This is a genomic window from Pseudomonas ficuserectae (genome assembly GCF_024584585.1).
GTDB lineage: Bacteria > Pseudomonadota > Gammaproteobacteria > Pseudomonadales > Pseudomonadaceae > Aquipseudomonas > Aquipseudomonas amygdali.
Genome location: NZ_CP085684.1, coordinates 1,648,789 through 1,674,290, shown reverse-complemented (window position 1 = coordinate 1,674,290; position 25,502 = coordinate 1,648,789). Strand labels below are relative to the sequence as shown.

The 25,502-nt window shown below is 56.1% G+C and carries 16 protein-coding genes and 2 pseudogenes; 11 read left to right on the top strand and 7 right to left on the bottom strand.

Going from position 1 to position 25,502, the window contains the following annotated elements; all coding sequences use genetic code 11:
- Position 1: 1 nt before the first annotated feature.
- From LJU29_RS07425 to LJU29_RS29540, 5 genes and pseudogenes are all read left to right on the top strand, one after another.
- Entirely contained in the window at positions 2 to 934 is a 933-nt protein-coding gene (locus LJU29_RS07425) for an ATPase, T2SS/T4P/T4SS family (RefSeq protein ID WP_046832657.1), read from the top strand.
- A complete protein-coding gene (gene pilV / locus LJU29_RS07420) occupies positions 931 to 2,337 on the top strand; it encodes a shufflon system plasmid conjugative transfer pilus tip adhesin PilV (protein ID WP_257111948.1) in 1,407 nt (468 codons plus the stop codon). The genes LJU29_RS07425 and pilV overlap by 4 nt, the downstream gene beginning before the upstream one ends.
- A 31-nt stretch (positions 2,338 to 2,368) precedes the next feature.
- On the top strand, positions 2,369 to 2,809 hold the full coding sequence (pilM, locus tag LJU29_RS07415) for a type IV pilus biogenesis protein PilM (RefSeq protein WP_032701935.1): 441 nt from the start codon (positions 2,369 to 2,371) through the stop codon (positions 2,807 to 2,809).
- Between the two features lie 982 nt (positions 2,810 to 3,791).
- A pseudogene (locus LJU29_RS29545) lies at positions 3,792 to 4,871 on the top strand (methyl-accepting chemotaxis protein); the annotation flags it as partial.
- Entirely contained in the window at positions 4,857 to 5,729 is an 873-nt protein-coding gene (locus tag LJU29_RS29540) for a methyl-accepting chemotaxis protein (RefSeq protein ID WP_371321909.1), read from the top strand. The pseudogene LJU29_RS29545 and the gene LJU29_RS29540, both read left to right, overlap by 15 nt.
- 173 nt (positions 5,730 to 5,902) lie before the next feature.
- Here LJU29_RS29540 and LJU29_RS07405 read toward each other — a convergent pair whose 3' ends face one another.
- The 5 genes and pseudogenes from LJU29_RS07405 to LJU29_RS07385 form a co-directional block, all read right to left on the bottom strand.
- Positions 5,903 to 6,883 (bottom strand): IS5-like element ISPsy2 family transposase, encoded by a 981-nt coding sequence (locus LJU29_RS07405; protein ID WP_054078085.1) that lies wholly within the window; start codon positions 6,881 to 6,883, stop codon positions 5,903 to 5,905.
- A 65-nt stretch (positions 6,884 to 6,948) separates the two neighbouring features.
- Positions 6,949 to 8,019, bottom strand: a pseudogene (locus tag LJU29_RS07400) (RHS repeat domain-containing protein); the annotation flags it as partial.
- A 457-nt stretch (positions 8,020 to 8,476) separates the two neighbouring features.
- A complete protein-coding gene (locus LJU29_RS07395; protein ID WP_005747395.1) occupies positions 8,477 to 8,992 on the bottom strand; it encodes a DUF4303 domain-containing protein in 516 nt (171 codons plus the stop codon).
- Between the two features lie 9 nt (positions 8,993 to 9,001).
- Entirely contained in the window at positions 9,002 to 13,192 is a 4,191-nt protein-coding gene (locus LJU29_RS07390) for an RHS repeat-associated core domain-containing protein (RefSeq protein WP_257111944.1), read from the bottom strand.
- Between the two features lie 359 nt (positions 13,193 to 13,551).
- A protein-coding gene (locus LJU29_RS07385; protein ID WP_086004489.1) for an IS3-like element ISPsy29 family transposase occupies positions 13,552 to 14,702 on the bottom strand; the annotation gives its coding sequence in 2 pieces (ribosomal slippage) (positions 13,552 to 14,468 and positions 14,468 to 14,702; 1,152 coding nt in all).
- 256 nt (positions 14,703 to 14,958) lie between these two features.
- Between LJU29_RS07385 and LJU29_RS07380 the strand changes: the two genes are divergently transcribed.
- Positions 14,959 to 15,504 (top strand): BRO-N domain-containing protein, encoded by a 546-nt coding sequence (locus LJU29_RS07380; protein ID WP_060407129.1) that lies wholly within the window; start codon positions 14,959 to 14,961, stop codon positions 15,502 to 15,504.
- A gap of 75 nt (positions 15,505 to 15,579) precedes the next feature.
- The gene (locus LJU29_RS07375; protein WP_010217371.1) at positions 15,580 to 16,314 is read left to right on the top strand and encodes an SDR family NAD(P)-dependent oxidoreductase; all 735 of its coding nucleotides are present in this window, start codon (positions 15,580 to 15,582) and stop codon (positions 16,312 to 16,314) included.
- A 1-nt stretch (position 16,315) separates the two neighbouring features.
- Here the strand turns inward: LJU29_RS07375 and LJU29_RS07370 are convergent, their stop codons facing one another.
- Positions 16,316 to 17,194, bottom strand: coding sequence for a carboxylate/amino acid/amine transporter (locus LJU29_RS07370; protein WP_057454118.1), 879 nt, complete (start codon positions 17,192 to 17,194; stop codon positions 16,316 to 16,318).
- 265 nt (positions 17,195 to 17,459) lie between these two features.
- Here LJU29_RS07370 and LJU29_RS07365 point away from each other — a divergent pair, with 265 nt between their 5' ends.
- On the top strand, positions 17,460 to 22,292 hold the full coding sequence (locus LJU29_RS07365) for a M10 family metallopeptidase C-terminal domain-containing protein (RefSeq protein ID WP_257111942.1): 4,833 nt from the start codon (positions 17,460 to 17,462) through the stop codon (positions 22,290 to 22,292).
- A 301-nt stretch (positions 22,293 to 22,593) separates the two neighbouring features.
- Here LJU29_RS07365 and LJU29_RS07360 read toward each other — a convergent pair whose 3' ends face one another.
- On the bottom strand, positions 22,594 to 22,908 hold the full coding sequence (locus LJU29_RS07360) for a hypothetical protein (RefSeq protein ID WP_005743256.1): 315 nt from the start codon (positions 22,906 to 22,908) through the stop codon (positions 22,594 to 22,596).
- A 67-nt stretch (positions 22,909 to 22,975) separates the two neighbouring features.
- On the opposite strand from LJU29_RS07360, the gene LJU29_RS07355 reads away from it, so the two are divergent.
- From LJU29_RS07355 to LJU29_RS07345, 3 genes are all read left to right on the top strand, one after another.
- Positions 22,976 to 23,899, top strand: coding sequence for a LysR family transcriptional regulator (locus LJU29_RS07355; RefSeq protein WP_002554785.1), 924 nt, complete (start codon positions 22,976 to 22,978; stop codon positions 23,897 to 23,899).
- Between the two features lie 13 nt (positions 23,900 to 23,912).
- Positions 23,913 to 24,701: an alpha/beta fold hydrolase gene (locus LJU29_RS07350; RefSeq protein WP_257111939.1), complete on the top strand. Its 789-nt coding sequence runs from the start codon at positions 23,913 to 23,915 to the stop codon at positions 24,699 to 24,701.
- Between the two features lie 139 nt (positions 24,702 to 24,840).
- A complete protein-coding gene (locus LJU29_RS07345) occupies positions 24,841 to 25,404 on the top strand; it encodes a peptidylprolyl isomerase (RefSeq protein WP_005755571.1) in 564 nt (187 codons plus the stop codon).
- The last annotated feature ends 98 nt before the right edge of the window (positions 25,405 to 25,502 follow it).

Here is a 25,502-nt window from a genome sequence, read left to right as displayed (position 1 = left end):
CATGAGCCCGATCATCGACACGCCCTTTGTAGACCTCTATCTGGGGCCGGATTTCACGGACGTAAAAGGCCTGGATGGCCAGAGCGGACGTGTCGAGGCTCCGGAGAACTGGAAAGAAAGCGCCCAGCTTTTACGAGAGGAATGCTCCAAGCATTTTGAAGTGCATCAGGATCCTGAGTTCTCGTTGATCAAAGACGGGACGGTGCTTCGCGTCACTCAGATACCCGATGCCTTCGGCCAGGCTGTCTTCGTACTGCGCAAATCAAATGCGCAGGTGCGGCAGTTCGACCAGTTGGGTTTTCCAGAAGACCTGGTCGAATCGTTGCTTACAAAGCATGTGCGCGGCCTAGTGATTTTCTGTGGCGAGATGGGCACTGGAAAGACCTCAAGCGCGGCTTCGCTAATCATCGCCAGGCTAATTGCGTGTGGTGGGATAGCGTTGGCTGCAGAGGATCCTGCCGAGACAGATTTGAACGGTCGTCACGGACCTGGTCGCTGCATCCAGATGCAAGTTTCAAGACGCAATGGGGGTTATGAGGAGGCTCTGATGAGGGGCCTTCGCTCTGGCGCGGACATGATGCTTATCGGGGAGATCAGAGACACCCCGACAGCAGTTCAGGCGGTACGAGCGGCGATCAACGGCCTGTTTATCATCACCACAGTCCACGCGGGAACCGTACCGCAGGCGATTGAGCGAGTAGCAACTCTTGCGGAGCCGGCAATCAGCAACGTCCGATCAATCCTGTCGCAGGGTTTGGTGGCGGTAGTCGCGCTTGCCCTTGAAGGTGAAGGTGCAATGAGGCATCTGAAGATCCAAAGCCTTTCACTCACTGGACATGACGGCCCTGGTATTCGCGAGAAGATCCGATCGAATCAAATCGCAATGCTTAGCCAGGATGTGGATCAGCAATCGAACAGGAGCATCTGGGGATGAATCTTTTCAAGCCCGGCCGGACCAGAACAAACGGTTTCGTGATAGTCGAGCTGCTCTTCGGCTTGATCATTTTTGCCATTGCGTCGGCCATTGGCGTTTCGCTGGTCGCAGACAGAATGGATGCGCAGAACTATCAGATCGCAGCTCAGCAACAGCAGCAGATCGCAGAGGCCGCTTCTAAATACCTAAAGGACAATTTCTCAACGGTCTATGGATCCGCGGGTACAACCACACCCGCAACGATTACTCCACAGATGCTACGGAACACCAACTATCTGCCAGCCAGCTTCAGTGACACAAATGCATTCGGTCAGCGCTTCGTGGTACTTGCCCGAAGGGTAAACGTCAACCAGCTAGAATCCATCGTGATCACTACCGGCGGACAGGCTATCGATGAGATCGGTACACGGACGATTGCGGAAAATATGGGCGCGCCGGGTGGCTTCATCCCGTTCAACAACACCGGCGTTATTCAGGGAGTACGAGGCGGCTGGCAACTTGCGCTGAGCAACTACGGCATCAACCCAGGTGTTGGCCACACTGCGAGCGCCTTGTTCCTCCAGGATGGCACTCTCTCCAACGACTACTTGTACCGCAACGCCATCCCAGGCAAGCCCGAACTCAATCGCATGAACACGGCGCTCAGTATGGGAGGAAACAATGTCAACGATGTGGCTGCATTGAACGCCTCTGGAACAGTGACAGTTGGGGGGAATGTCGACACTGCTGGATCAGTGAACGCCACTGGTAATGTGAATGCGTCGGGATCTGTCACAGCCCAGGGCAATGTGAGTGCGTCCGGGAGCGTCACAGCTCAGAGCAACGTTGTCGCCGCAGGCGATGTGTACGCCCAGTCGGTGAATGCCTCGGCCAACCTCACGGGCGCTGCTGCCCGAATATCAGGCGAGACTGTCACAGGCGGCTGGTTTCGCACTCAGGGCGACACTGGCTGGTACAGCGAAAAATGGGGTGGTGGCTGGTACATGAGTGACTCGGACTGGGTCCGGGTCTACGGCGACAAGAATCTCTACACAGCCGGGAACATTCGGGGTGGGACAGTGACATCGGAGGGTCGCGCGACCGTCGGTGAGTACCTGCAGCTCAATGGCGTGGCGACTGCCGGCACAGCCTGTGCTGCAAACGGTATGGTTGGTCGCACCAGTACGGGTCGGTCGCTTTCATGTGATAACCAGGTCTGGGTGGTGAACGGTTCCAGTGCCCCTACCTGTACAGCGAAGACTATCAACGGTTACGACGCAAACGACGCGACTACCTATTCCTGCCCAGTCGGCTACACGAAAGTCGGGTGGGACACCACTGGCTCCGGCCAGCGGAACAGTAGTACCCCGGGAATCGTGATAGGCCAGAACGACTACGCCACCATTTTCTGTTGCCAGTTTTGAGCAGGCTCATAGCAGTCATCGAGGACGTGGAGTGAACATTTACTGGCTTGCAATGGTGGTCATCACAGCAGTGCTCGGAATGGTTTATGAGAAGACCCACAAGGCAGAACAGAGCTCCCAGACCGTGGAAATATCTCTGATTGCTCATAACATCCTCGTCTACAGAAATGCCTTGGCCGAGTATGCATACACTCACAAAGCTGAGTCAGGCACGGTAGCCGATAACCAGTTGGATCTGCCCACTTGGTACGCTCGTTACCCTGGAGTGAATGGAGTGATCGATGCTGGACGAAGTTACGCTTTCTTCGGATCCCCCCCTCCTGGTCTTGTTTCAACGATGATCGAGTTGACTGGGGGCTCGCTGGCTATCGGCACAGCTTCCTCAGGTAGCCTGCTCACACCAAGCGCGGGCTACGTGGGTGTCACTCTGCCTGCGTCAGTTCCAGTTGGAGCAGCTATCGCTTACCAATGAGGAAGTGTGACATGCCCCCTGACCATCACAGGCCACCAAGCCGAATACGCGGTAGCATTTTCCTATATCACCGCATAAGCACCGGCGATAGGTCCTCACGGAGACCTACTGCTGACTCTCGTTGGAACGACAGCGAGTTTACGCCAATCCTGATAGAGAGTCCCATGACAGCCAAGACCCGTCGTGCGCCATCCCTTCGACCTAGTCAATTCTCGCCGTGCTCGAATGACTCATCAAGTTAGGGAGCAATACCTTGTGCTTTTCGGCGCCGGATGCATGATACCGGGAGCCCTGAATGCCTCGAGCAACGAGCGGCTGGAAGCATGCATTGGTTCAGCAAGCGCATCGCCACCTAGGCAACAAGCATGAACACGATGGTCCTCTAATGGGACTAGCAGTGTGGCAACAATACGCCGGACGACTCGCTAACCAGCCATAGGAAAATATTCTAGTGTAGCCAAAACTCAGAAGTTCGATCTGTCGACATGCGGAGCAGTCCAGCCTCGCAGAAATAGTAATTTGAAAATCCCTTGAAAATTATTTTCATAATGAGCGGTTGTAACAAAACACTCAGATACGTATCGCCTTGTAGTTTCGCGCTATAGAGGCAAAGAAAAACAACCGCCTGTCGGATTGCAAAAAAAAACCTACAGAAAAACTAAATATGTCCGACACAAAAGACACTGGCCATGGATTGGCATTCGCGCCTTTCTAAGAGTTATTGCCCATGGCTAACACACGCCAGCTTGCGTATCACAACCTCCGTACCCACTCAAGAAATCGATCTCAGTCAAGATCGCCCGAAAGGGCAGCCTATATGTATGACTGAGAATTTCCTCAGTTAATCGTTATCATTCATATCTTTTTTTGACTCTGAGATTTCTGATACCAACCTTCTTTAAAGGATGCACTCAGCTTGTTATTTCATGCTTGTATATCGGCGGTTTTTTAACAGCCCGGTATAGAAAGCGGTTCTCTACAAATGACTATAATTGAAATAGGAAAACAAATGCCCAACGCCAAATCGAGTTTACTTAGCAACATGACAGTCCGAGCTAAATTATTCCTGGGCTTTTCTCTGTTGATATGCATGGTTCTGTCAATGGCCTATACCGGGTGGAAAGCAACAGAGGTTTTGAGAGATCGGAGTGAGAGAATTGGGGACATATCTCTCTTCAGCTCGATGGCTCGGGATATGCGTATCGAAAGGTTAGTTTATTTCTTAAAAGCAGATGACGCCCAAGCGGCAAAATGGATGGCAGCGTTAGAGCGTACAGAATTGCAATTAAAAACTATAGCTCCTCGTTTTAACTCGGCAGCCAATGTCGCTTTGCTCCAAGAAGCGGAGACAACGATGCAGCGCTACCGCAGCTTTTATGACCAGGCAGTGGGAGCTACGCGAAATCGGGAGAAATTGCGTATTGTTGCTGCTGCGGCCGAGTCTGCTAATGAACTTCTCATAAAAATTGCAGACTCCGCAAACGCTGAGAATGGAGTGGTTGAGGAGCGTCGGCGTCTAACTCTACTCTTCATCTCCGTTCAAAAAATGCGTACAAGCTTTCGCGCTTACACGGCCGCTCCCAATACTAACGCTGAGGAGACTGTTCGTCAGGCTATAGGTGAAGTAATTGCTCAAACTGATGAGTTCAAGAATGTAAGCATGTCAGATGTAGCCGTTCAGAAACTAGCAAGCGTATTTTCCGATTATGGCAAGCAATTAGAGGCGTTGGTTGCGGCCCAAGCTAACGTTGATGAAGCACAAGCAGGTATTACCTCATCCATTACTAAAATACTCGATATATCGGATGAAATGACTGCAATTCAAAACGAGTTCCGGGTGTCCGACGCGAGTGACGCTCAGAACAAGATTATGCTTTGGCTTGTTTTGTCCATTGTGTCCGGAGTTCTAGCCGCGCTGCTGATTACTCGCTCAATCGTTCAACCTCTCAAAGAAACGGTAGCGATCGTTGAAATCGTGGCTCGGGGTGATTTTACCTACAATGCGTCGGTTTCACGCAAGGATGAACTGGGTATCTTACAGGGTAGCATGCTGCATATGACTTCAAGACTTCGAAATCTGATCGGAGAAATAAAAGATGGCGTTGTTCAGGTGGCAAGCGCTGCAGAGGAGCTTTCCGCAGTCACAGAGCAAACTAGTGCTGGAGTAAATGCTCAGAAGTTGGAAACCGAACAGATCGCTACCGCTATGCAGCAAATGACAGCGACCACGCATGAGGTCTCTCGAAATGCTGCACATGCTGTAAATACAGCACAGAACGCCAGTAGTTTGGCTGTTAAAGGTGGACAGGTCGTTGATAAGACCCGTGTTCAAATAGAATCGCTTGCTCTTGAAATGGATACTACTAAAACGGCAATGGCTGCGCTTAGAGGAAACGCCCAAAGCATCGGTGGAGTATTGGATGTCATAAAAGCGGTGGCTGATCAAACCAACCTCCTGGCGCTTAACGCCGCTATTGAGGCCGCCCGGGCGGGTGAAGCCGGACGCGGCTTTGCAGTGGTTGCAGACGAGGTTAGGGGGCTTGCTGTGCGAACCCGAACTTCGACGGATGAGATCGCTGTTCTGATCAGCGAGTTGCAGGTCAGTACAGATCATATGACTCAGGTTCTGGAGCAAAACCTGCAATTGACTGACAGCAGTGTCGACCTCTCAAGGCAAGCCAGTGAAATGCTTCAGAGCATTACCACATCAGTTCATGAGATTGAACTGATGAATGAACAGATAGCCGTTGCTACCGAGCAGCAAAGCAGCGTTGGTGAGGAAATAGGGAAAAGCGTAACCAATGTCCGGGATATTTCAGACCAAACTGCTGCGGCTGGCGAGGAAACAGCGACCTCAAGTATTGAACTTGCTAAAGTCAGCGCCCGTTTACAGGAGATGACCAGCAGATTTACCGTATAAGCTAGTTACGCGACCATGCACAGCTAAGGAAGGTCTGAAGTAGCCGGATGTTTTCCGGCTACCGAGTCCTCAGCACTTTTCAAAAAACGATGCATGTCGAAATTTGCTCAATTATCTTCGCTTTTCAGCTCTTTCGGCCGCTGCAAAGCCTTTTGCGGTAACCATTTCCTGCATTACACGCGCACCTCTCCTGCGCTCGCCAACAAATGTCGGCGGGCCATCCACAGGTTTGACAGGGCGAACAACGTCACCATCTGCGCGGTGTTCTTGGCCAAGCCCCGAAAGCGCACTTTTTCATAGCCAAACTGGCGTTTGATGACCCGAAACGGATGCTCGACCTTGGCGCGAACCTGGGCCTTGGCCTTCTCGATTTTGCGGATCGCCTTGTACAAAATACTGCGTTTTCCGTGCTTTTTGTAAGTGCTGCGGCGGGCGGCAATCTGCCAAATGACCTTGCGCCCAGCGTGTTCTTCGCGCTTCTCGACCCCGGTGTAACCTGCGTCGGCACAGACTACGTTTTCCTCGCCGTGCAGCAGTTTGGCAACCTGCGTGACGTCTGCCACATTGGCCGCTGTTACTACCACGCTGTGCACCAGGCCTGACTCGTCGTCGGCGCCGATGTGAGCCTTGGCGCCGAAATAGTACTGGTTACCTTTCTTGGTTTGATGCATCTCAGGATCGCGTTTGCCATCCTTGTTCTTGGTCGAACTGGGCGCGTGAATCAGCGTGGCATCGACGATGGTGCCTTGACGCAACGACAAGCCACGGTCGCCCAGATAACCATTAATTACGCCGAGAATCCCGGTCGCCAACTCGTGCTTTTCCAGCAGACGACGGAAGTTGAGAATGGTGGTTTCGTCTGGAATTCGCTCCAGGCTCAGGCCTGAAAACTGACGCAGGATGGTCGTCTCATACAGCGCTTCTTCCATCGCCGGATCGCTGTAGCCGAACCAGTTCTGCATCAGATGAACACGCAGCATCGCCATCAGTGGGTAGGCGGGCCGGCCACCTTCTCCTTTTGGATAATAGGGCTCAATCAGGGCAATCAAACCTTTCCAGGGCACCACCTGATCCATCTCGATCAGGAACAATTCCTTACGGGTCTGCTTGCGCTTGCCGGCATACTCGGCGTCGGCGAAGGTCATCTGTTTCATCATCGAAAAGCTCGGCGACTGGTGTCCGGAGATTTTGCCAAATTAGGAAGTCTTTTTCAGAGTTTCCCTAGAGCATCAATCCAAGATTGCGTGTTTGGAGCATATTGGTAAAGATTTTCCCCACCCAACAACCCAATCGGATCCTGCGTTATAAACCGCCCAATCTCCGGGTCATAATACCTAAACGTGTTGTAGTGCAGTCCCGTCTCGACATCAAAATACTGCCCCTGAAACCGCAGGTTCTGCTCAACCTCGTTCACCACCATCTTCTCAACCGCACCCCAGGCCCGGTACTTCGCCTGCCAGACGATCTGCCCTTCGGCATCGGTCATTTCCAGCGGTGTGCCGATCTGGTCGGTGTGGAAGTAGTAAACCTTGTTTTCGACTTCGCCTTCTTTCTCGTCAACACGGGCCAGAGGCGCATAGCTGCCGGGTTCGTAAAGGTACAAGCTGCTCTGGCCCGGACTTTCCTCACGCAGCATGCGCAAGCCTTGCCAGAGGAAGCGTTTGTGAGCGGTCTGGCCTTTGATCTCGGACTGTTTGGCAACGCGTCGGCCCAGGCTGTCGTATTGGTAGCTACTGGTGCTTTCCACCTGCGTGTCGGCCATGGTTTCGGTTTTGACCAGGCGGTTTTCGCAGTCGTAGGTGAAGGTCTGCCAGCGCACGATGCCGACGACTTTTTCGATCAGGTTGCCCCACACGTCATATTTGTACTCGTGGTTCGCCCACTGTTTGAGGCGGTTGTCTTTGACGTGGTCGAAGCGGCTGGTGTTGAAGTTCAGTCGGTTGGCGGCGGCGTCGTAGCGGAATTCTTCGCCGTCGACTACTCGACCGGTGTTACGCGCCAGCAACTGGCCGTTGGCTTCATACTCGTACTGGGTTTCGCCGCGCAGTTTGTCGAGGGTACGGCTCAGTTCGCCGGCCGGGTCGTATTCGTAGCGGCGGTGAATCGGGTTGTAGGCGTGTTCGACGTAGCGCTCGGGCTTTATGAGCGGGTTCTGGATCTGCGACAGTTTTTCTGCAGGCAGGGTTGTGGCGTACTGCCAGGCCTTGCGGACCATGCTGTCGTAGCCGAAGCAGCTCGTGAGTTTGCCCTGGGTGCGGTAGACCTCGCGATGCAGGTCGTCGCGCTCCACGTCGCTGATCAGTTGGCCTACAACAAGAGACATGTAGCGCAGGCTCGCCCAGACACCGCTTCTTAAAGCTTCTGACCTCGTTCTTTAAGAAGCGGCAACCGAGCTCAACTGTAAAACCACCAAGTTTTTAAAAAGCAGTAATCCGACATACTCGCCTAGCCGGATAGTACCCACTCACTACTACCTAACAATTAATCACGCTGTGTGCAAAAAACAGCCCACTGCCTGAGCCATCTTTTTTCAAAAGAAGACATCCAACAGCATCAGTAAAATAAAGTATATCTTTAAATAGGTTGTAAAAAATTTTGCGGGCGACCTGCTCAAAGAAAATATTTGGTAGTTGATGAAAAAGTGGCTGCGTTATGGTGCGCAGCCACTTTGAAATATATAACTTTTAAAGAGCAAAATAAATGCAAAAGTTAATCTGTTATTCAGTCATATTTTTTGGATTCTCCTCTTAAACGGTTGCTCTCCACTCTTCGAATTCAACTGCCTCACTTGTTGGGTTTAAAGATCTAATCCAAGAGGTTTCTAGGGATATGTCGTCGAAGTCAGTAACAGCAAAAACAAATATTGAATCATTAAATCTATGCTTGAATTCTTTAAGAATAGTTACGCAGCTTTCGAAAACTTCTTTCCTATAGCGCTCAAAGCTTTCGCCCTCTCCAACGGACTCACTAAGATTTTCTAGTTCTTTTGATACGTCGTCAAAGAAATCAGCACGATAAAACTCATGACTCCACTCAGCTGGTGACCATTTATAATAGGCCTTATCTTCCGGATCCTCAGCCTGCATACTATTTAAATGAGCTTTCAGGTTAAACGAAGGTGCTAACGTTCTTGCATCAGAATCGGAATAAAGAGCAAACGCGCATATTTGGTCTTTAGGGAACTCAGATAAGATCTGATCAATGATTTTATCAACGGCTATCCTGATATTTTCTTTTAATGCGTCAATACCTGGCTTATTCATAAATATACTCTACGGTAGAATATCAATCGTTTCGTCGGCAAAATGCTGACCCATTTTTCTAAGAGCAGATACAACGTCAGATCTAGTGCCCAGTCCACCTGCGTCAGCATTTTCTAAAGCGTCGTATACTTTTTTAGCATTTGCTGTAGTGTGGCCTTTATTTGGCGCCCAGATTAGATTTTCTTTGCCTTTGTACCAATCTATATCGTGCTTTTCTAGGATTGCTTTACTTTTCGAAAGATAAGCCTTCATCAGCTTGCCGCGGCCCTCTTTAAATACTATATGATGCGCATGAGGGTTGCGCATACCCGCAGGTGCGGCGCCACCACCAATTTTCCTTAGGTGATTACCCCACTTGACGTTATCACCACATAACCCCCATGGATCAACCCAAACATTAGGGTTAGATGCGTAGATATATAAATTATCCCCACCCAACAACCCAATCGGATCCTGCGTTATAAACCGCCCAATCTCCGGGTCATAATACCGAAACGTGTTGTAGTGCAGCCCCGTCTCGACATCAAAATACTGCCCCTGAAACCGCAGGTTCTGCTCAACCTCGTTCACCACCAGCTTCTCAACCGCACCCCACGCCCGGTACTTCGCCTGCCAGACGATCTGCCCTTCGGCGTCGGTCATCTCCAGCGGTGTGCCGATCTGGTCGGTGTGGAAATAGTAAACCTTGTTCTCTACCTCGCCTTCTTTTTCATCCACGCGCGCCAGCGGCGCATAGCTGCCGGGCTCGTAGATATACAGGCTGCTCTGTCCCGGGCTTTCTTCGCGCAGCATGCGCAAGCCTTGCCAGAGGAAGCGTTTGTGGGCGGTCTGGCCTTTGATCTCGGATTGTTTGGCGACTCTTCGGCCCAGGCTGTCGTACTGGTAGCTACTGGTGCTTTCCACCTGCGTGTCAGCCATGGTCTCGGTTTTGACCAGGCGGTTTTCGCAGTCGTAGGTGAAGGTCTGCCAGCGCACGATGCCGACGGCTTTTTCGATCAGGTTGCCCCACGCGTCGTATTTGTATTCGTGGTTCGCCCACTGTTTGAGGCGGTTGTCTTTGACGTGGTCGAAGCGGCTGGTGTTGAAGTTCAGGCGGTTGGCCGCGGCGTCGTAGCGGAATTCTTCGCCGTCAACGACTCTACCGGTGTTGCGTGCCAGCAGCTGACCGTTGGCTTCGTATTCGTACTGGGTTTCGCCGCGAAGCTTGTCGAGGGTGCGGCTCAGTTCTCCGGCCGGGTCGTATTCGTAGCGGCGGTGAATGGGGTTGTAGGCGTGTTCGACGTAACGCTCTGGCTTTATGAGCGGGTTCTGGATCTGCGATAGCTTTTCCGCGGGCAGGGTTGTGGCGTACTGCCAAGCCTTGCGGCCCATGCTGTCGTAGCCGAAGCAGCTGGTGAGTTTGCCCTGGGTGCGGTAGACCTCACGGTGCAGGTCGTCGCGCTCCATATCGCTGATCAACTGGCCATCCAGGTTCAACTGGTGCAGGTGACCGCTGCCGTAATACAAGTGGTTCAGGTGCTGGCCGGTAGGAAGGGTCAGTGTGGTCAGGTTGCTGAGCGGGTCGTACTCGTAGGCCAGCGCGCCTTGGGGTGTGGTCTCTTTGACGAGGCGGCCCAGCAGGTCGTAGACAAACTCCAGTTTTTCGGCGGTGACGCCGAGTTTTCTGCCGGTGTCCGTCGGTTTGCGCTCGATTGACAGCAGTCTGTCGCCGTCGTCGTAGGCGTAGTCCTGACGCGCATCGTCGTTGAGTTTGGCCAACAGGCGACCAATCGGGTCGCGCTCCAGATGGGTGCTGCGCCGTGGCTGTTCGCCTTTCTCGCCGTAGCCGATTTCCTCGACCTGTGTCAGGTGTCCGCCGAGGTTGTAGCTGAAACGGCGGGTCAGGTTGTCGATGCGCTTTTCTTCGATCAGACGGTCTGCGTTGTCGTAGTCAAATCGGTAAGTGGCGTCGTTTTCGTTGGTCAGGGCGACGAGGCGAATGGCCTTGTCGTATTCGTAGGTGATGGTTTGCCCTTTGGCATCCTGTCGCCATTTGGGCAGGCCACGGCCATTGCGCAGCAGCTGGGTGGTCTGGCCTTTGCCATCGGTGTGGGTCAGGACCTGGCCCAGTTCGTTGTAGGTAAAGGTCTCGTGGGTGCCATCCGGGTGGTTGATGCGCAGCACTTCGCCGTCGGGCTTGCGTTCCAGCGTGGTGGTGTTGTTCAGGGCATCGGTGACGGCCACCAGGTGGTGGCGCTCGTCATAGCGGTAATGCGTGCTTTTGCCCGAGCAGTCCTGAAAGCGCTGCACTTGCGCCAGGTTGTTCCACCACAGGTATTTGGACTTGAGCGTCGGGTCGACGATGGTGTGCGGCAAGCCGTCCTCGCCGTTGAGGTATTCGGTCTTGTGGCCCAGCGCATCGATCTCGGCGACGAGATTGCCTTTGGCGTCGTAGCGGGCTTTCCAGGTACTGCCATCCGGGTAATCGACCTGAGTGATCAGCGTCGTCAGGTGGTGGTACTGGTAGCGAATACTGCGGCCCAGCGGATCGGTCTCCTTGAGCAACCGGGCGAACTCGTCGTACTCGAACGCCAGCTGGTTGCCATCGGGCAGGGTCAGCCCGGTCATGTTGCCGGTGTCGTCGATCTCGATGACGTAGTGATCGCCGCTGTAGTCGCGGCTCGAGGTGACGCGGTGGTCCTTGTTGTAGTGAATCTCCAGCTCGCGTCCCAATACATCGGTGACCCACGTAGTACGGGCCTCGCGGTCGTAGCGGAAGAGGAAATGCTCGCCGTCGCTGGTCTGGTGTTCTACGACACGTGGCTGGCCGTCGATGGTTTCCCAGCGGTACTCGCAGGTCAGGCCCAGTGCGTTGCTGTGGCGGGTCATGACGCCGTCGGTGTAGCTGAAGCGGCGCACGGAATCGCCGTTGCGGTTGAACACTTCTGCGAGCTGACCGTTGCTGTCGTAGTGGTATTGGACCAGGGTTTCGACAGCCTCGTTGTCGACGATGCGCTTGACCGAGGTCAGGCGCGTGGTCACTTCGTCGTAATGCAGGTGCACACGCACGCCGCCCGTCGCGCTGATGTCGGTCAGCGTGCCTTGTTCGGTGCGGGTGAAATGCAGGAAGTGACCGAGTGCGTTTTCGATACGATCCAACGGAACCGGTTTGTTGTCGTCAGGCACTTCGCCGAAGTAGAAGAAGATGTTGTCCAGCGTCTGCAGCAGGTAGTGACCACCCTGCGTGCAGACCAGATAAACCTGTTCGTGAGGGTTGTAGATGCGCTGGCCGGGCGCTATGTCCACGAACGGTACGGTGCGGCCCTGGTTGTCCGTAAGGTAGAGGAAGCTGCCGCGCTTGCGCAGGCTTTGCTCCCACGGCAGCACCCAGCCTTTGCCGAGCACGCTGTCGACATTCAGGTTGCTGGCGTAAAAACGCGACCATTCGATGGGCATCAGGCCCGGCAGGCTGAAGTCGATCTCATCCGGGATCAGCTTGCGGCCAGTCGTGGTGTCGACCGGATTGCCGCTCAGGCCGCCGATGGCACTGCGCATCACAGGCTCAACCACGTAGCGACTGCCCACTTCGCCGGCGACGAAACCTGCGGTGAACTTCATGGCGCAGGGCAGCACGGCTTTCATGCCTGCCTGCGTACCGGCTTTGATCAGTTGGGCAATACCGCCCGCCGCGCCGGCCACCGCCATCAGCACATCGACGGTGGTGCGCAGCCAGCCAGGAATTTCGTCGTCTACCGGCAAATAACGGTATCTGCCGCCGCCGATGAACACGTTGTTGGAGCCGCTGGAGATGGTCGCGCCGCAGGTGAGTTTGTCACCCTTGCGCGCCGCCGCCACGCTGTTGATGAAGACGTTGGTCGAGCCTTCGGCAATCCTGATCGGCCCCGGATGCTTCTCGCAGGCACCGATGCTTTTTTCAACATGCGCCGCCTTGCGGTTGTTGATGTACACATTGGGCGAGGCCGTGAGAATCGTACCGGAGGGGGAGGAAAACATACTCCCTATGGCCTCTCCTGCGGCGGTGAGCAGGCTACCTCCGACGCCTGCTGCAAGTCCTGCCAGAAGAGCCACGCCGAACCCGCACGTGAAGGTCGCGATCGCCACCGTCGCGATGAGCGCAATACCGAGCACAGCTCCGATCAGGAAGCCTCCCAGGGCGCTGGAGTGTGATATTTCGTCACCGAAGCGTGCTGCTTCAAACATCGCGCCTACTCCCGCCAGGCCGGAACAGAAGAAACAATGAGGCAGCCCGATGGGCTGATGATGTATTGCGGCGTTTGATAGTCCATGTACGTTGTCTGTCCTTGAACTCTATCGGTCTACGGTCGGTCAGCGTCAGGCCAACTTCATCTACTGCGACATACTTTACGCGACTGACCCACTGGATTTCTGCGACACAGTTCGAAAAAGATACAACAATCGCATCGTGCCTACTCGAAAAAATGCCATTTCCTACGCTTCAGACCCACACTCTTGCCACCCCACCCTCACCACGCTAACCTCCCCGCCGTTCGCTGCCAAATCAGCGGCCGGATTTGACGATCTGAATCGCCCCGGATTCTCTAGACACCTTGCAAGCTCATTGCGTAACGTTTTTCAAACTCTACCGGTGACAGCTGATTGTTGAAACCATGGCGGCGTTTTGGGTTGTAGAACATCTCGATGTAATCGAACACATCACTACGAGCATCTTGCCGTGAGGTGTAGATTTTCCGCTTGATTCGTTCCCGTTTCAGAAGCTGGAAAAAGCTCTCAGCCACGGCGTTGTCATGACAATTGCCTCGGCGGCTCATGCTGGCAACCAAATTGTTTGCCTTCAAAAAACTGCGCCAATCGGAGCTGCTGTACTGGCTGCCCTGGTCGGAGTGAACCATCACCTCTTGTTTCGGTTTTCGCCTCCAAACCGCCATCAATAACGCATCAATGGCCAAATCACTGGTCATCTGCGACTTCATTGACCAGCCAACGACCTGACGAGAAAACAGATCCAGCACCACCGCCAAATACAGCCAGCCTTCATACGTACGAATGTAGGTGATGTCGGTGACCCAAACCTTGTTGGGTTCCACGACATCGAACTCGCGCTTCAGTAAATTGGGTGAGGCGACCGCTGGCTTACCGCCGTACTTTCCAGGGCGACGTCGATACCCTGTCTGAGAGCGCAGACCTTCAAGACGCATCAACCTCGCCACACGATGCCGACCACAATCTTCACCGACCTCGCGCAGGTCGTCATGGATTTTGCGATAGCCATAAACTCCGCCGCTCTCCAGCCACGAGTGCTTGATCAAACCCAGCAATCGCTGGTCGTCTTTAGCGCGTGCAGATTGCGGCTCAGACAACCAAGCGTAATAACCACTGGGATGGACTTTCAGCGTCAGGCAAAGCCGTCGAATGGAGTAGTCGCCCGCGCGCTGCTTGATAAAGGCGTACTTCAGCCGCACTCCTTGGCAAAGTACGCGGCGGCCTTTTTTAAGATGTCTCGCTCTTCAGTGACCCGCTTGAGTTCCGCTCGCAGACGACGCAGTTCAGCGTGCTGATCATCGTCTTGCTGCCGTTCTGCCTGAGGTTTGCTGTAGCGCTTTATCCAGGCATAGAGGCTATGCGTCGACACGCCAAGACGCGCCGCCACATCAGCGACAGGCAGCTTCTTTTCGGTCACTTGATTGACCGCTTGGATTTTGAATTCTTCGGGATAACGTGGGTTGCTCATGGCACCTCCTGATTGGCCTCAGTTTAAGGCATGGAGGTGTCTACGAAACCCGGGGCGATTCAATCCGCTCTATCCAGGCGTGTCAGCGCCCCACCCACTGCATCAAGCCAGACTTGAGGCACGTGCTATGGCGGCTGTGCGTCGGAGACCCTCGGGTCTGCCGGTTTCCTGGATACCGGTTCGTCAACCTTCGCACAGCTGCCACCCATTCGTTTGACGACGTCTTGTGGCAGTCTCATATCCAGGAGCTGCACCCATGTTCAACGTAACCCCCTGTACGCCACGAACACCCCACTTCGAAGCCACCCTATTCCTCCGTCACAGCCGCATGCTGCGCGCCATTTTTACCGACGCCCAGGCATGGTTTTGCCTGGCCGACCTTGCCCGTCTGATGGGCAAGGCGCTGGACGAGCGTGCCACGCTCAAGCTTGATGCCGATCAGCGTCGCGAGGTCTGGTTGCAGGCCAATGGCGAATGCCAGCGGCAGCTGATGATCAGCGAATCCGGCGTGCTGGCGTTGCTGGTTCATCATTACGTGCCGGAAAACCGCGCGTTGCGTCATTGGCTGACGCATGAGGTGCTGACGGTGTTGCATGATCAGCAGAACGTGACGCTGGACAACCCCAGAATGAGTCAATTGCAGTGGCCGGGCACCTCGCTGAGCGTGCTGCACTGGCGCAGTGAAACCTGGATTCGCTTACGGGACATGCCGAATGTGGTGACCGAAGCAACACCCCGGCCGAAGTGGGCGCTGTGGCGCAGGGTCTTGAAGCGGATTAGCCACAAGCGTTCTGCGGCCTGACACCGGACAAACAGCGTTGACACCCCGCCCGCCAAAAAACATGATGCATCCACCCTCAAAAACCGGAACGCACTCATGGGCGACAAGAAAAAGCTGTTGCTGACTGGCGCAAGCCGGGGGATCGGTCATGCCACTGTCAAGCATTTCAATGCCGCAGGCTGGGAAGTGTTCACGGCGTCCAGGCAGAACTGGGTGGATGACTGTCCGTGGGCTGAAGGTCTGCTCAATCATATCCATCTGGACCTGGAAAATATCGACAGCGTCAGCGAGAGCATGGCGGCGATCAAGGACAAGCTCGGCGGGCGTCTGGATGCACTGGTGAACAATGCGGGAGTTTCGCCGAAGACTGCGGAAGGCGGACGCATGGGCGTTTTGGAGTCTGATTACAGCACCTGGATCAAGGTGTTCAATGTCAACCTGTTCTCCACGGCGCTACTGGCTCGCGGGCTGTTTGACGAGTTGAAAGCGGCCAAGGGCAGCATCATCAATGTCACCTCGATTGCCGGCTCGAAGGTTCACCCGTTTGCCGGGGTCGCCTATGCCACGTCCAAGGCGGCACTGTCGGCGCTGACCCGGGAAATGGCCTTCGATTTCGGCCCGCATGGGATACGGGTCAATGCCATTGCGCCGGGTGAAATCGACACGTCGATTCTGTCACCCGGCACCGCCGAGATTGTCGAGCGGCTGGTGCCGATGCACCGGCTGGGCAAGCCCGAGGAAGTCGCTTCGCTGATCTACTTCCTGTGCACGGCTGGCGCGTCGTACGTGAACGGTGCGGAGATTCACGTCAACGGCGGCCAGCACGTCTGACTCAACGCGTGCCGGAAACGCTCTCCGGCACACGCCGCACGCCCAGGCGACTGATCCACACCGACGCCACGATCACCCCGCCACCAATCAGCAGGCGGGTGAAGTCTTCATGCTGGTTCCAGATCAGCAGATTGATCAGCAGTCCCAGTGGCACATGCAGGTTGTTCATGACTGCCAGTGTGCCTCCATTGACCATGCACGCGCCTTTATTCCACCAATACATGCCCAGCGCCGTCGAACACAGGCCGAGAAACAACAGTACGATCCATTGGGTCGGCGCTTCGGGCAGGTGTTGCGGGTTGCCGAACATCAGGAACGCGGGCAATACCACCGCCAGTGCGCCCAGGTAGAAATAGCCGAAACGTCGGTAATGCGGCAGATCGCTGGGGTGGCGCGCCACCAGATGTTTGTACAGCACCTGCCCGGCGGCGTAGGTGAAGTTGGCCAGTTGCAGTAGCAGGAAACCGCCGAGGAAGTCGCCGTCCAGACCGTCGTAACGAATCACGCCCGCACCCAGCACAGCGACCATCGCCGCCAGCAAGGCCCAAGGATTGAGTCGCCGGTTCAGCGCGTCTTCGATCAGTGTCACGTGCAGTGGCGTGAGGATGGTAAACAGCAATACTTCGGGCACGGTCAGCACCCTGAAACTCAGGTACAGGCAGACATACGTCACGCCAAATTGCAGCGCGCCGATCAGCAGCATGCCCCGCATGAATCGCGGTTCGACCTGACGCCAGCGGGTCAGCGGGATGAATACCAGACCGGCGAGCACCACGCGGATCAGCACCGCGAAATAACTGTCGACGTGCCCGGCCAGATAGACACCGATCAGGCTGAACGAAAACGCCTGAATCAGTGTGACGATAAGTAGATAACCCATGCCTGCCCCCATTTTTGAAGGGCGCGACCATAGCGGTTGCGTCACTCACTGTCCACTCGACGGCCGCCGCTTTTTGACGCCAACCCGTCGCCGCGCCCCGCGTTACCCGTCACAAATATGACAGCCGTATTTTTGACGCACATGTCGTCGGTTTCGCCGAAAATATAGCCTATATCACGCAACTTTTCCTTAATGGAGGGTCTTACTCCGGGGCGCTGCAATATTGACTTCATCACCTAAAATCCTCGTCGCCCGGAGTAACACCATGATATTCAACACAAAAGACTTTGGTGCAGTGGGCGACGGCGTCACGGACGATACAGCAGCCATTCAGGCCACTATTGATGCAGCTGCAGCGGCGGGCGGTGGAGAAGTTGTGCTGGCAGCCGGGACCTACATTGTGTCCGGTGGCGAGGAGCCTTCCGACGGCTGTCTGATGCTCAAAAGCAACGTGACCCTATCGGGCGCGGGCATGGGCGAGACAGTCATCAAGCTGGCGGATGGCTCGGACACCAAGGTCACCGGCATCGTGCGTTCCGCCTACGGCGAAGAAACCCACGACTTCGGCATGAAAAATCTGACACTGGACGGTAACCGGGACGCCACCACCGGCAAGGTGGACGGCTGGTTCAACGGCTACATTCCAGGTTCTGACGGCAAGGATTCGAACGTTACGCTCGACAGCGTCGAGATCAAGGACTGCTCGGGCTATGGCTTCGACCCGCACGAGCAGACCGTCAACATGGTGATCAAAAACAGCGTATCCCATGGCAACGGCCTGGACGGTTTCGTGGCCGATTACCTGAGCGACAGCGTGTTTGAAAATAACATTGCTTATAACAACGACCGTCACGGCTTCAACGTGGTGACCAGCACTCACGATTTCACCCTGAGCAACAACGTCGCCTACGGCAATGGCAGCACCGGCATCGTGGTGCAGCGCGGCAGTGAAAACATCCCCTCGCCTGCCAATATCACCATCACCGGCGGCGCGGTCTATGGCAACGGTGCTGAAGGCGTGCTGATCAAGCTGTCCAGTCAGGTCTCTGTCAGTGGCCTGGACATTCACGACAATGGCAGTGCCGGTGTGCGCATCTACGGCAGTTCCGGGGTGGATGTCTTTGATAACACCCTGAGCAACAACTCCCTCGGCGCCCCGGTGCCGGAGATTATCATCCAGTCTTATGACGACACTTCGGGCGTTTCCGGCAAGTATTTCAACGGCAGCGACAACCTGATCCGCGGCAACGTGATCACCGGCAGCGACAACTCCACCTATGGCGTTGCCGAGCGCAACGAAGACGGCACAGATCGCAACAGCATCGTGGGCAACACCATCAGCCACACCAGCAAAGGCCTGACGCTGGTTTATGGTGACGGCAGTTTTGCAGGCGATTCGTTTCCGCTGATCACCGTGCAGGGTACCGACGCCAACGATGCGATCACCGGTGGCGCAGCCAATGAAATGATTCTCGGTCTGGCTGGCAAGGACAAGCTCAACGGCGCTGCGGGCGACGATATTCTGGTCGGCGGTGCGGGAGCCGACAAGCTCACCGGCGGCGCGGGTGCCGATACTTTTCGCTTCGACCAGCTGACCGATAGCTATCGCACGGCGACCACCAGCGTCACCGACCTGGTCACTGACTTCGACGTCAGCCAGGACCGCATCGACCTGTCAAACCTGGGTTTCAGCGGGCTGGGCAGCGGCAAGGGTGGCACGCTGAACATCAGCTACAACGCCACACTCGACCGCACTTACGTCAAATCACTCGACGCCGATGCAAGCGGCAACCGATTCGAGCTGGGCCTGAGCGGCAACCTGAAAGACACGCTCAATGCCAGCCATTTCATCTTCCAGCGGGTCATCGAAGGCACTGCGGGCGGCGATACCCTGACCGGCACCGACGGCAACGACGTGATGAACGGCAACGCCGGTACAGACCGCATCAATGGCGGTGCCGGTGCAGATCTCATCAATGGCGGGGCTGATGCCGATATTCTGACCGGTGGCGCGGGCGCGGACCTGTTCATCTACAACTCGCGTCTGGACAGCTACCGCAATTACAACGCCAGCGGCACTAAGCAAAGCGACACCATCACCGACTTCAACCCGGCCGAAGACCGGATCGACCTGTCCAGCATCGGCCTGCGAGGCCTGGGCGATGGCAGTGCCAACACTATCTATCTGTCCATCAATGCCGACGGCAGCAAGACCTATATCAAGACCAATGCGGTCGACACCACCGGCAATCGCTTCGAGATTGCACTGGAAGGCAACCTGCTCGACAAACTGAGCGCGTCCAGCTTCATCTTCTCTACAGCCTCAGCCACCAATCAGGCCCCGGTACTCAATACACCGCTGATGGATCAGAACGTTACCGAGTTGAAGGCGTTTTCCTACGCGGTACAACCGGGCAGTTTCAGTGATCCGGACAGCAACACGCTGACCTACAGCGCGACCCTGGCCGATAACAGCGCCCTGCCCGACTGGTTGAAGTTCGACAGCAAGACCCTGACCTTCAGCGGCACGCCGGGCGGCACGGCATCCGGGCTTTACTCGGTATTGCTGACCGCAAGCGATGCCACCGGCGCTTCGGTGGCCGACAGTTTTGCCATCACGGTAGGCAACGTTACACCGGGCGTTCTGACCGGCACCGAAAATGCGGAAGCGCTGTATGGCACCGAAGGTGACGACACCATTCTCGGGCTGGGTGGCGACGATACGCTGCGTGGCGATACCGGTGCCGACATCATCAACGGTGGCGCTGGCCGCGACGCATTGTACGGTGGAGACGGTGCCGACACGTTCGTCTACAGCACACTCACCGACAGCTACCGCGATTACGATGCTGGCGGGCTGACGGCCACCGACACAATCTATGACTTCACCCCCGGCCAGGACAAAATAGACGTCTCTGCTCTGGGTTTCCTGGGGCTGGGCAACGGTGAAGATCACACCTTGTACATGACCCTCAACGAAGCCGGCGACAAGACCTATGTCAAATCCGCCACGGCGGATGCCGACGGCAATCGCTTCAAAATCGCCCTGAGCGGCAACCTGATCGACACCCTGACCGATGCGGACTTCGTGTTCGGCCAGCGCGAGGCTCAGGAGATTCTCTATCTGCCGACGCTGGGCCAGTCCAACGCGCGCCTGCTGCGCATGACCGAAGACGACAATCAGTCCGGCACCTCGGAAATGGTCAAGGACCTGGCCCATTACACCGATTACGACGTGCGCAGCCAGTTCACCGACGCCAACGGTGATGGCATCGACCTTGCCGTAGGCGGCAGCACCGTGGTCGGCTATTCGACCGGCACGCAGGAAGAACAGCGTGTTTCGTGGTGGCTGGTGGATACCGATCAGCCAGGCCCTGCGCTGCTGCGTGCGACCGAACTTCTCAAGTCGCAACTGGCGTCGCTGACGGCTATCGATAAAGTGACCACCGGGATTATCTGGGGTCAGGGTGAAGAAGCCGCGCAGGAAATAGCCCGCGCCACGGACAAGCAGGCTGCAGCCGACCTGTACAAAACCTCGACCCTGAAGGTGTTCGATTACCTGCACGCGCAGATAGGCGACTTCACCGTGTACATGGCCGAAACCGGCCACTATCAGACCGAAGCGGCCAAGGCGCGCGGCTACACCGAAGAAAAGATCAACGCTATTGTCGAGGGTGCCGGATACGTCAGAAACGCTCAGGAAGCCATCGCCAATGAGCGTGCCGACGTCAAGCTGGCAGTTGACTACACCGACCTGCCCTTGCGTTACGAGGTCAACCCGCTGGTCTACCCCGATGACGTCTGGCACCTGCACGAAGAGTCCGCCGAAATCGTCGGTCAGCGCCTGGCCGACTTCATTGCCGATGACCTGGGTTTTCGTGGCGATGCCAGCGACAACAACGACCCGGCCGCCATTTTCGAGAGTGGCCAGAATGAAGGCGGCAACATCTTCGGCACCAGTGATGACGACACCCTGGTGGGCAGCGCCGGCAATGACGTGCTGGATGGCGATCAGGGCGCAGATGACATGACCGGCGGGGACGGCAACGACATCTATGTGGTCGATAACGCACTCGATACCGTCACCGAGAGCAATGATTCGCCATCACAGGTTGATACCGTGGTGTCTTCCGTCAGTTGGCAGCTGGGGGCGAACGTGGAAAACCTGCTGCTTACCGGCGTATCTGCCATCAACGGCACCGGCAATGCGCTGAAAAACGTCATCACCGGCAATGCCAGCAACAATATTCTCGACGGCGCAGCGGGTGCCGACCTGCTGACCGGCGGCGACGGATCGGACAGTTATTACGTTGACGATGCAGCCGACCGAGTGGTCGAGACCAACGCAGATCAGCAGGTAGGCGGCATCGACACGGTGCTCAGTTCGCTGGCCAGCTACACGCTGGGCGCCAACCTGGAAAACATCGTCATCACCGGCACAGGGGCGGCGAACGCAACCGGCAACACCCTTGATAACCTGATCTACGCAGGCGCTGGCGACAACGTCATGGACGGTCGTGACGGCAATGACACGGTGTCTTATCTGTTTGCCACGGCAGGCGTTACGGTTGCGCTGAACACCAGCGCTCAACAGGCCACCGGCGGCTCCGGGTTGGACACGCTCAAGGGTACAGAGAACCTGACTGGCAGCCAGTTTGCCGACACGTTGACCGGCAACAAAAACGCCAACGTCCTGAACGGCGGCAGTGGCAATGACACCTTGTCCGGCGGCGCGGGTGACGACGCACTGATCGGCGGGTCAGGCGCTGATACGCTGATTGGCGGCACCGGTGCAGACCGTTACGTGTTCAACAACAGCAACGAGACAGGCCTGGGCGGCCTGCGCGACATCATCAACGGCTTCAAGGCAGCCGAAGGCGACAAGCTGGACTTCACAGGCTTCGATGCCCGACCGCTGACCGATGCCCACGATGCGTTCGTGTTCATAGGCAACGCGGCGTTCAGCGCCAACAACACCGGCGAGCTTCGCTTTGCCGATGGGGTGCTGTACGGCAATCTCGATGACAACATCGGCGCGGACTTTGAAATCCAGCTGACTGGCGTGCAGAGTCTGCAAGCGGCCGATATCATCGTCTGATTGTGCCCAGCGTATTGCACAAGTCCTGAAAGCCCGGAACAAGTAGCTTTCAGGCTTCTGCCCCAAGGGCGTGGGAACGAAGCGGCGACGCTTCGCCTGTTCGCGAAGACGGTATTTCAGCCGATGCATTTTCGGCGATCATACCGGCCCTTTCGCGAACAAGTTCGCTCCCACAGTCTCCGGCCACAATTGCGCATAACGCAACGCGGACCCCGTTATAAATCGATTTATCGATTAAAAACTTCAAGCCCCTTGCCTGACCCATCCATAAATTTGTTTTATCCATAAGAGCGCTCTACTCTCAGGCTGGCTGGCAGGTGAGCCTGATTCGCAACTTGATGATGCTGCGATTGAACGTGGATGAAGCGTCGACACTCTGACCTGCGCCAACCTGCACACGCCGGGTTCGCGGCGCCTCTGGCCCGTTGACGAACACCACCGAACATTTGGCGTCTACATCCCCGTAGTTGCTGACGGTGATTGACCCGATGTTGTGATAAACGTCGTGCGTCACGTAATCGATCTTCACGCCCTGATACTGCTTTTCGACCTCGATGGGGTACGCAAAAGCCGTCACAGGCAACATGACCAGCAGTACACAGCACAGTCGATTCATTCGGCGATCTCCGAAGCGGGATTGTCAGAGTAGAACAAATAGCCAGCACATTAAGAGGAATTACAGCATGAAAGCGCCCCGCGTGACTCTCGACCAGTGGCGCACATTACAAGCCGTAGTCGACCACGGTGGCTTTGCTCAGGCCGCCGAGGCTCTGCACAGGTCGCAGTCATCGGTGAGTTACACCGTGGCGCGCATGCAGGAACAACTCGGCGTGCCGCTGTTACGCATTGACGGACGCAAGGCTGTGCTGACCGACGCCGGTGGCGTACTGCTGCGCCGTTCACGGCAACTGGTCAAACAGGCCAGCCAACTGGAAGACCTCGCCCACCATATGGAACAGGGCTGGGAGGCAGAAGTGCGGCTGGTGATTGATGCGGCCTATCCTTCGGCACGCCTGGTCAGGGCGTTGACCGCGTTCATGCCGCAAAGCCGAGGCTGCCGGGTGCGGTTGCGTGAAGAAGTGCTTTCGGGTGTCGAGGAGGTGTTGCTGGAAGGCGTCGCGGACCTGGCCATCAGCGGCTACAGCATTGCCGGGCATCTGGGCACCGAGATGAGCTCCGTCGAGTTCGTCGCCGTCGCTCATCCGGACCACGCCCTGCACCAGGCCAATCGCGAACTGACCTTTCAGGATCTGGAAAGTCAGCTACAGGTAGTGATTCGCGACTCAGGCAGACAGCAACCGCGGGATTTCGGCTGGCTGGGCGCGGAGCAGCGCTGGACGGTCGGCAGCCTCGGTACAGCCGCCACCTTCGTCAGCAATGGCCTGGGTTTCGCCTGGCTGCCTCGCCACATGATCGAGCGTGAACTGCGCGAGGGGCTGCTCAAGCCGCTGCGCCTGGACAAGGGCGGCAGCCGCAACCCGACCTTCTATCTTTACTCCAGCAAGGACAGGTCGCTGGGCCCGGCCACGCAGATTCTCATCGATCTGATCCGCACGTTCGACACCGCACCACTGACCACGGCACTCACTGCTCCACAACACGCCTGACAGGAGTAGGCACATGGCTTTTCTCGAACACGACGACTGTTCGCTGCACTATGAAGAGTATGGTCTGGGCGAACCCGTCCTGTTGTTACATGGCCTGGGTTCCAGCTGTCAGGACTGGGAATATCAGATCCCGGCACTGGCCAGTCAATACCGCGTCATCGTCATGGACATGCGTGGCCATGGTCGCTCGGACAAACCCTACGGGCGCTACAGCATTCAGGCCATGAGCAATGACGTGGAGGCGTTGATCGAACACCTTCGTCTGGGTCCGGTACACCTGATCGGCCTGTCGATGGGCGGGATGATCGGCTTTCAGTTGGCGGTCGATCAACCGCACCTGCTCAAGAGCCTGTGCATCGTCAACAGCGCGCCACAGGTCAAGGTCAGAAGCGCAGGCGACCTTTGGCAATTGGCCAGACGCTGGACCCTGTCACGCATCGTCAGCATGCAGACCCTGGGCGAGGCGCTGGGCAAGCTGTTGTTTCCAAAGCTGGAACAGGCCGACCTGCGGCGCAAGATGGCCGAGCGTTGGGGCAAGAATGACAAGCGCGCCTATCTGGCCAGTTTCGATGCCATTGTCGGCTGGGGCGTGGAAAACAAACTGGGGCGCATTACCTGCCCGACGCTGATCATCGCGGCCGAACACGATTACACACCGGTCTCGCTCAAAGAGGCTTACGTCAAACGCCTGCCCAATGCGCGGCTGGTAGTCATCAACGACTCCCGGCATGCCACGCCGCTGGACCAGCCCGAGCAATTCAATCGCACGCTGCTGGAATTCATGGCCAGCATCGGAGTCTGAAAACCTTGTGCAGCACCATAGGTGCGCTGGCTGATGGCATGAAGCCGCGCAAACCCTCTAACGCGCTGGGCAAAGAACGCCAAACGTGGTTACCTTGCCAGCCACAGTCGATATCTCTTACCGAAGGACCTGTTGCCACATGCTGAAAAAAATCGCCCTCACCGCCTGCTCCGTATTGTTCGCCGCCAACCTGATGGCTGCCCCGGATAAAGCCACGCACGTGGTACTCGATACCAGCTTCGGCCAGATTGAAATCGAACTCGCAGACACCAAGGCACCGGTCAGCACCCAGAACTTTCTGGGTTACGTCGACAGCGGCTTCTACAGCAACACCATTTTTCACCGAGTGATTCCGGGCTTCATGGTGCAAGGTGGCGGTTTCACCCAGCAACTGGTTCAGAAGCCGACCAAGGACCCGATCAAGAACGAAGCACAGAACGGTTTGCACAACGTGCGTGGGACCATTGCCATGGCCCGTACTTCGGACATTAACTCGGCTACCAGTCAATTCTTCATCAACACCAACGACAATGCCATGCTCGACAACGGCACACGTGACTTCGGTTACGCGGTGTTCGGTAAAGTCGTCAAGGGTATGGACGTGGTCGACAACATCGTCAACGCCCGCACCACTACTACGAAAGGCATGCAAAACGTGCCAATCGACCCGATCCTGATCAAGTCCGCCAAACGCGTCGACTAAGCAGGAAAACTGCACCGCATAAAGCCTTCGGGCTTTGTGCGGGCTGGACGGGAGAGCCTCCACTTATCAAGGAGAACCCACGTCGCGTGGGTGTGATA

Excerpts from the sequence above, each read along its gene's own strand:
- LJU29_RS07365 (WP_257111942.1), top strand. The coding sequence starts at position 17,460 with ATGATATTCAACACAAAAGACTTTGGTGCAGTGGGCGACGGCGTCACG.
- LJU29_RS07375 (WP_010217371.1), top strand. The coding sequence starts at position 15,580 with ATGGGCGACAAGAAAAAGCTGTTGCTGACTGGCGCAAGCCGGGGGATC.
- pilV (WP_257111948.1), top strand. The coding sequence starts at position 931 with ATGAATCTTTTCAAGCCCGGCCGGACCAGAACAAACGGTTTCGTGATA.
- LJU29_RS07425 (WP_046832657.1), top strand. The coding sequence starts at position 2 with ATGAGCCCGATCATCGACACGCCCTTTGTAGACCTCTATCTGGGGCCG.
- LJU29_RS07345 (WP_005755571.1), top strand. The coding sequence starts at position 24,841 with ATGCTGAAAAAAATCGCCCTCACCGCCTGCTCCGTATTGTTCGCCGCC.
- LJU29_RS07390 (WP_257111944.1), bottom strand. The coding sequence starts at position 13,192 with ATGTTTGAAGCAGCACGCTTCGGTGACGAAATATCACACTCCAGCGCC.
- LJU29_RS07405 (WP_054078085.1), bottom strand. The coding sequence starts at position 6,883 with ATGAAACAGATGACCTTCGCCGACGCCGAGTATGCCGGCAAGCGCAAG.
- LJU29_RS07370 (WP_057454118.1), bottom strand. The coding sequence starts at position 17,194 with ATGGGTTATCTACTTATCGTCACACTGATTCAGGCGTTTTCGTTCAGC.
- LJU29_RS29540 (WP_371321909.1), top strand. The coding sequence starts at position 4,857 with ATGCTGCATATGACTTCAAGACTTCGAAATCTGATCGGAGAAATAAAA.
- LJU29_RS07395 (WP_005747395.1), bottom strand. The coding sequence starts at position 8,992 with ATGAATAAGCCAGGTATTGACGCATTAAAAGAAAATATCAGGATAGCC.
- LJU29_RS07355 (WP_002554785.1), top strand. The coding sequence starts at position 22,976 with ATGAAAGCGCCCCGCGTGACTCTCGACCAGTGGCGCACATTACAAGCC.
- LJU29_RS07380 (WP_060407129.1), top strand. The coding sequence starts at position 14,959 with ATGTTCAACGTAACCCCCTGTACGCCACGAACACCCCACTTCGAAGCC.
- LJU29_RS07350 (WP_257111939.1), top strand. The coding sequence starts at position 23,913 with ATGGCTTTTCTCGAACACGACGACTGTTCGCTGCACTATGAAGAGTAT.
- LJU29_RS07360 (WP_005743256.1), bottom strand. The coding sequence starts at position 22,908 with ATGAATCGACTGTGCTGTGTACTGCTGGTCATGTTGCCTGTGACGGCT.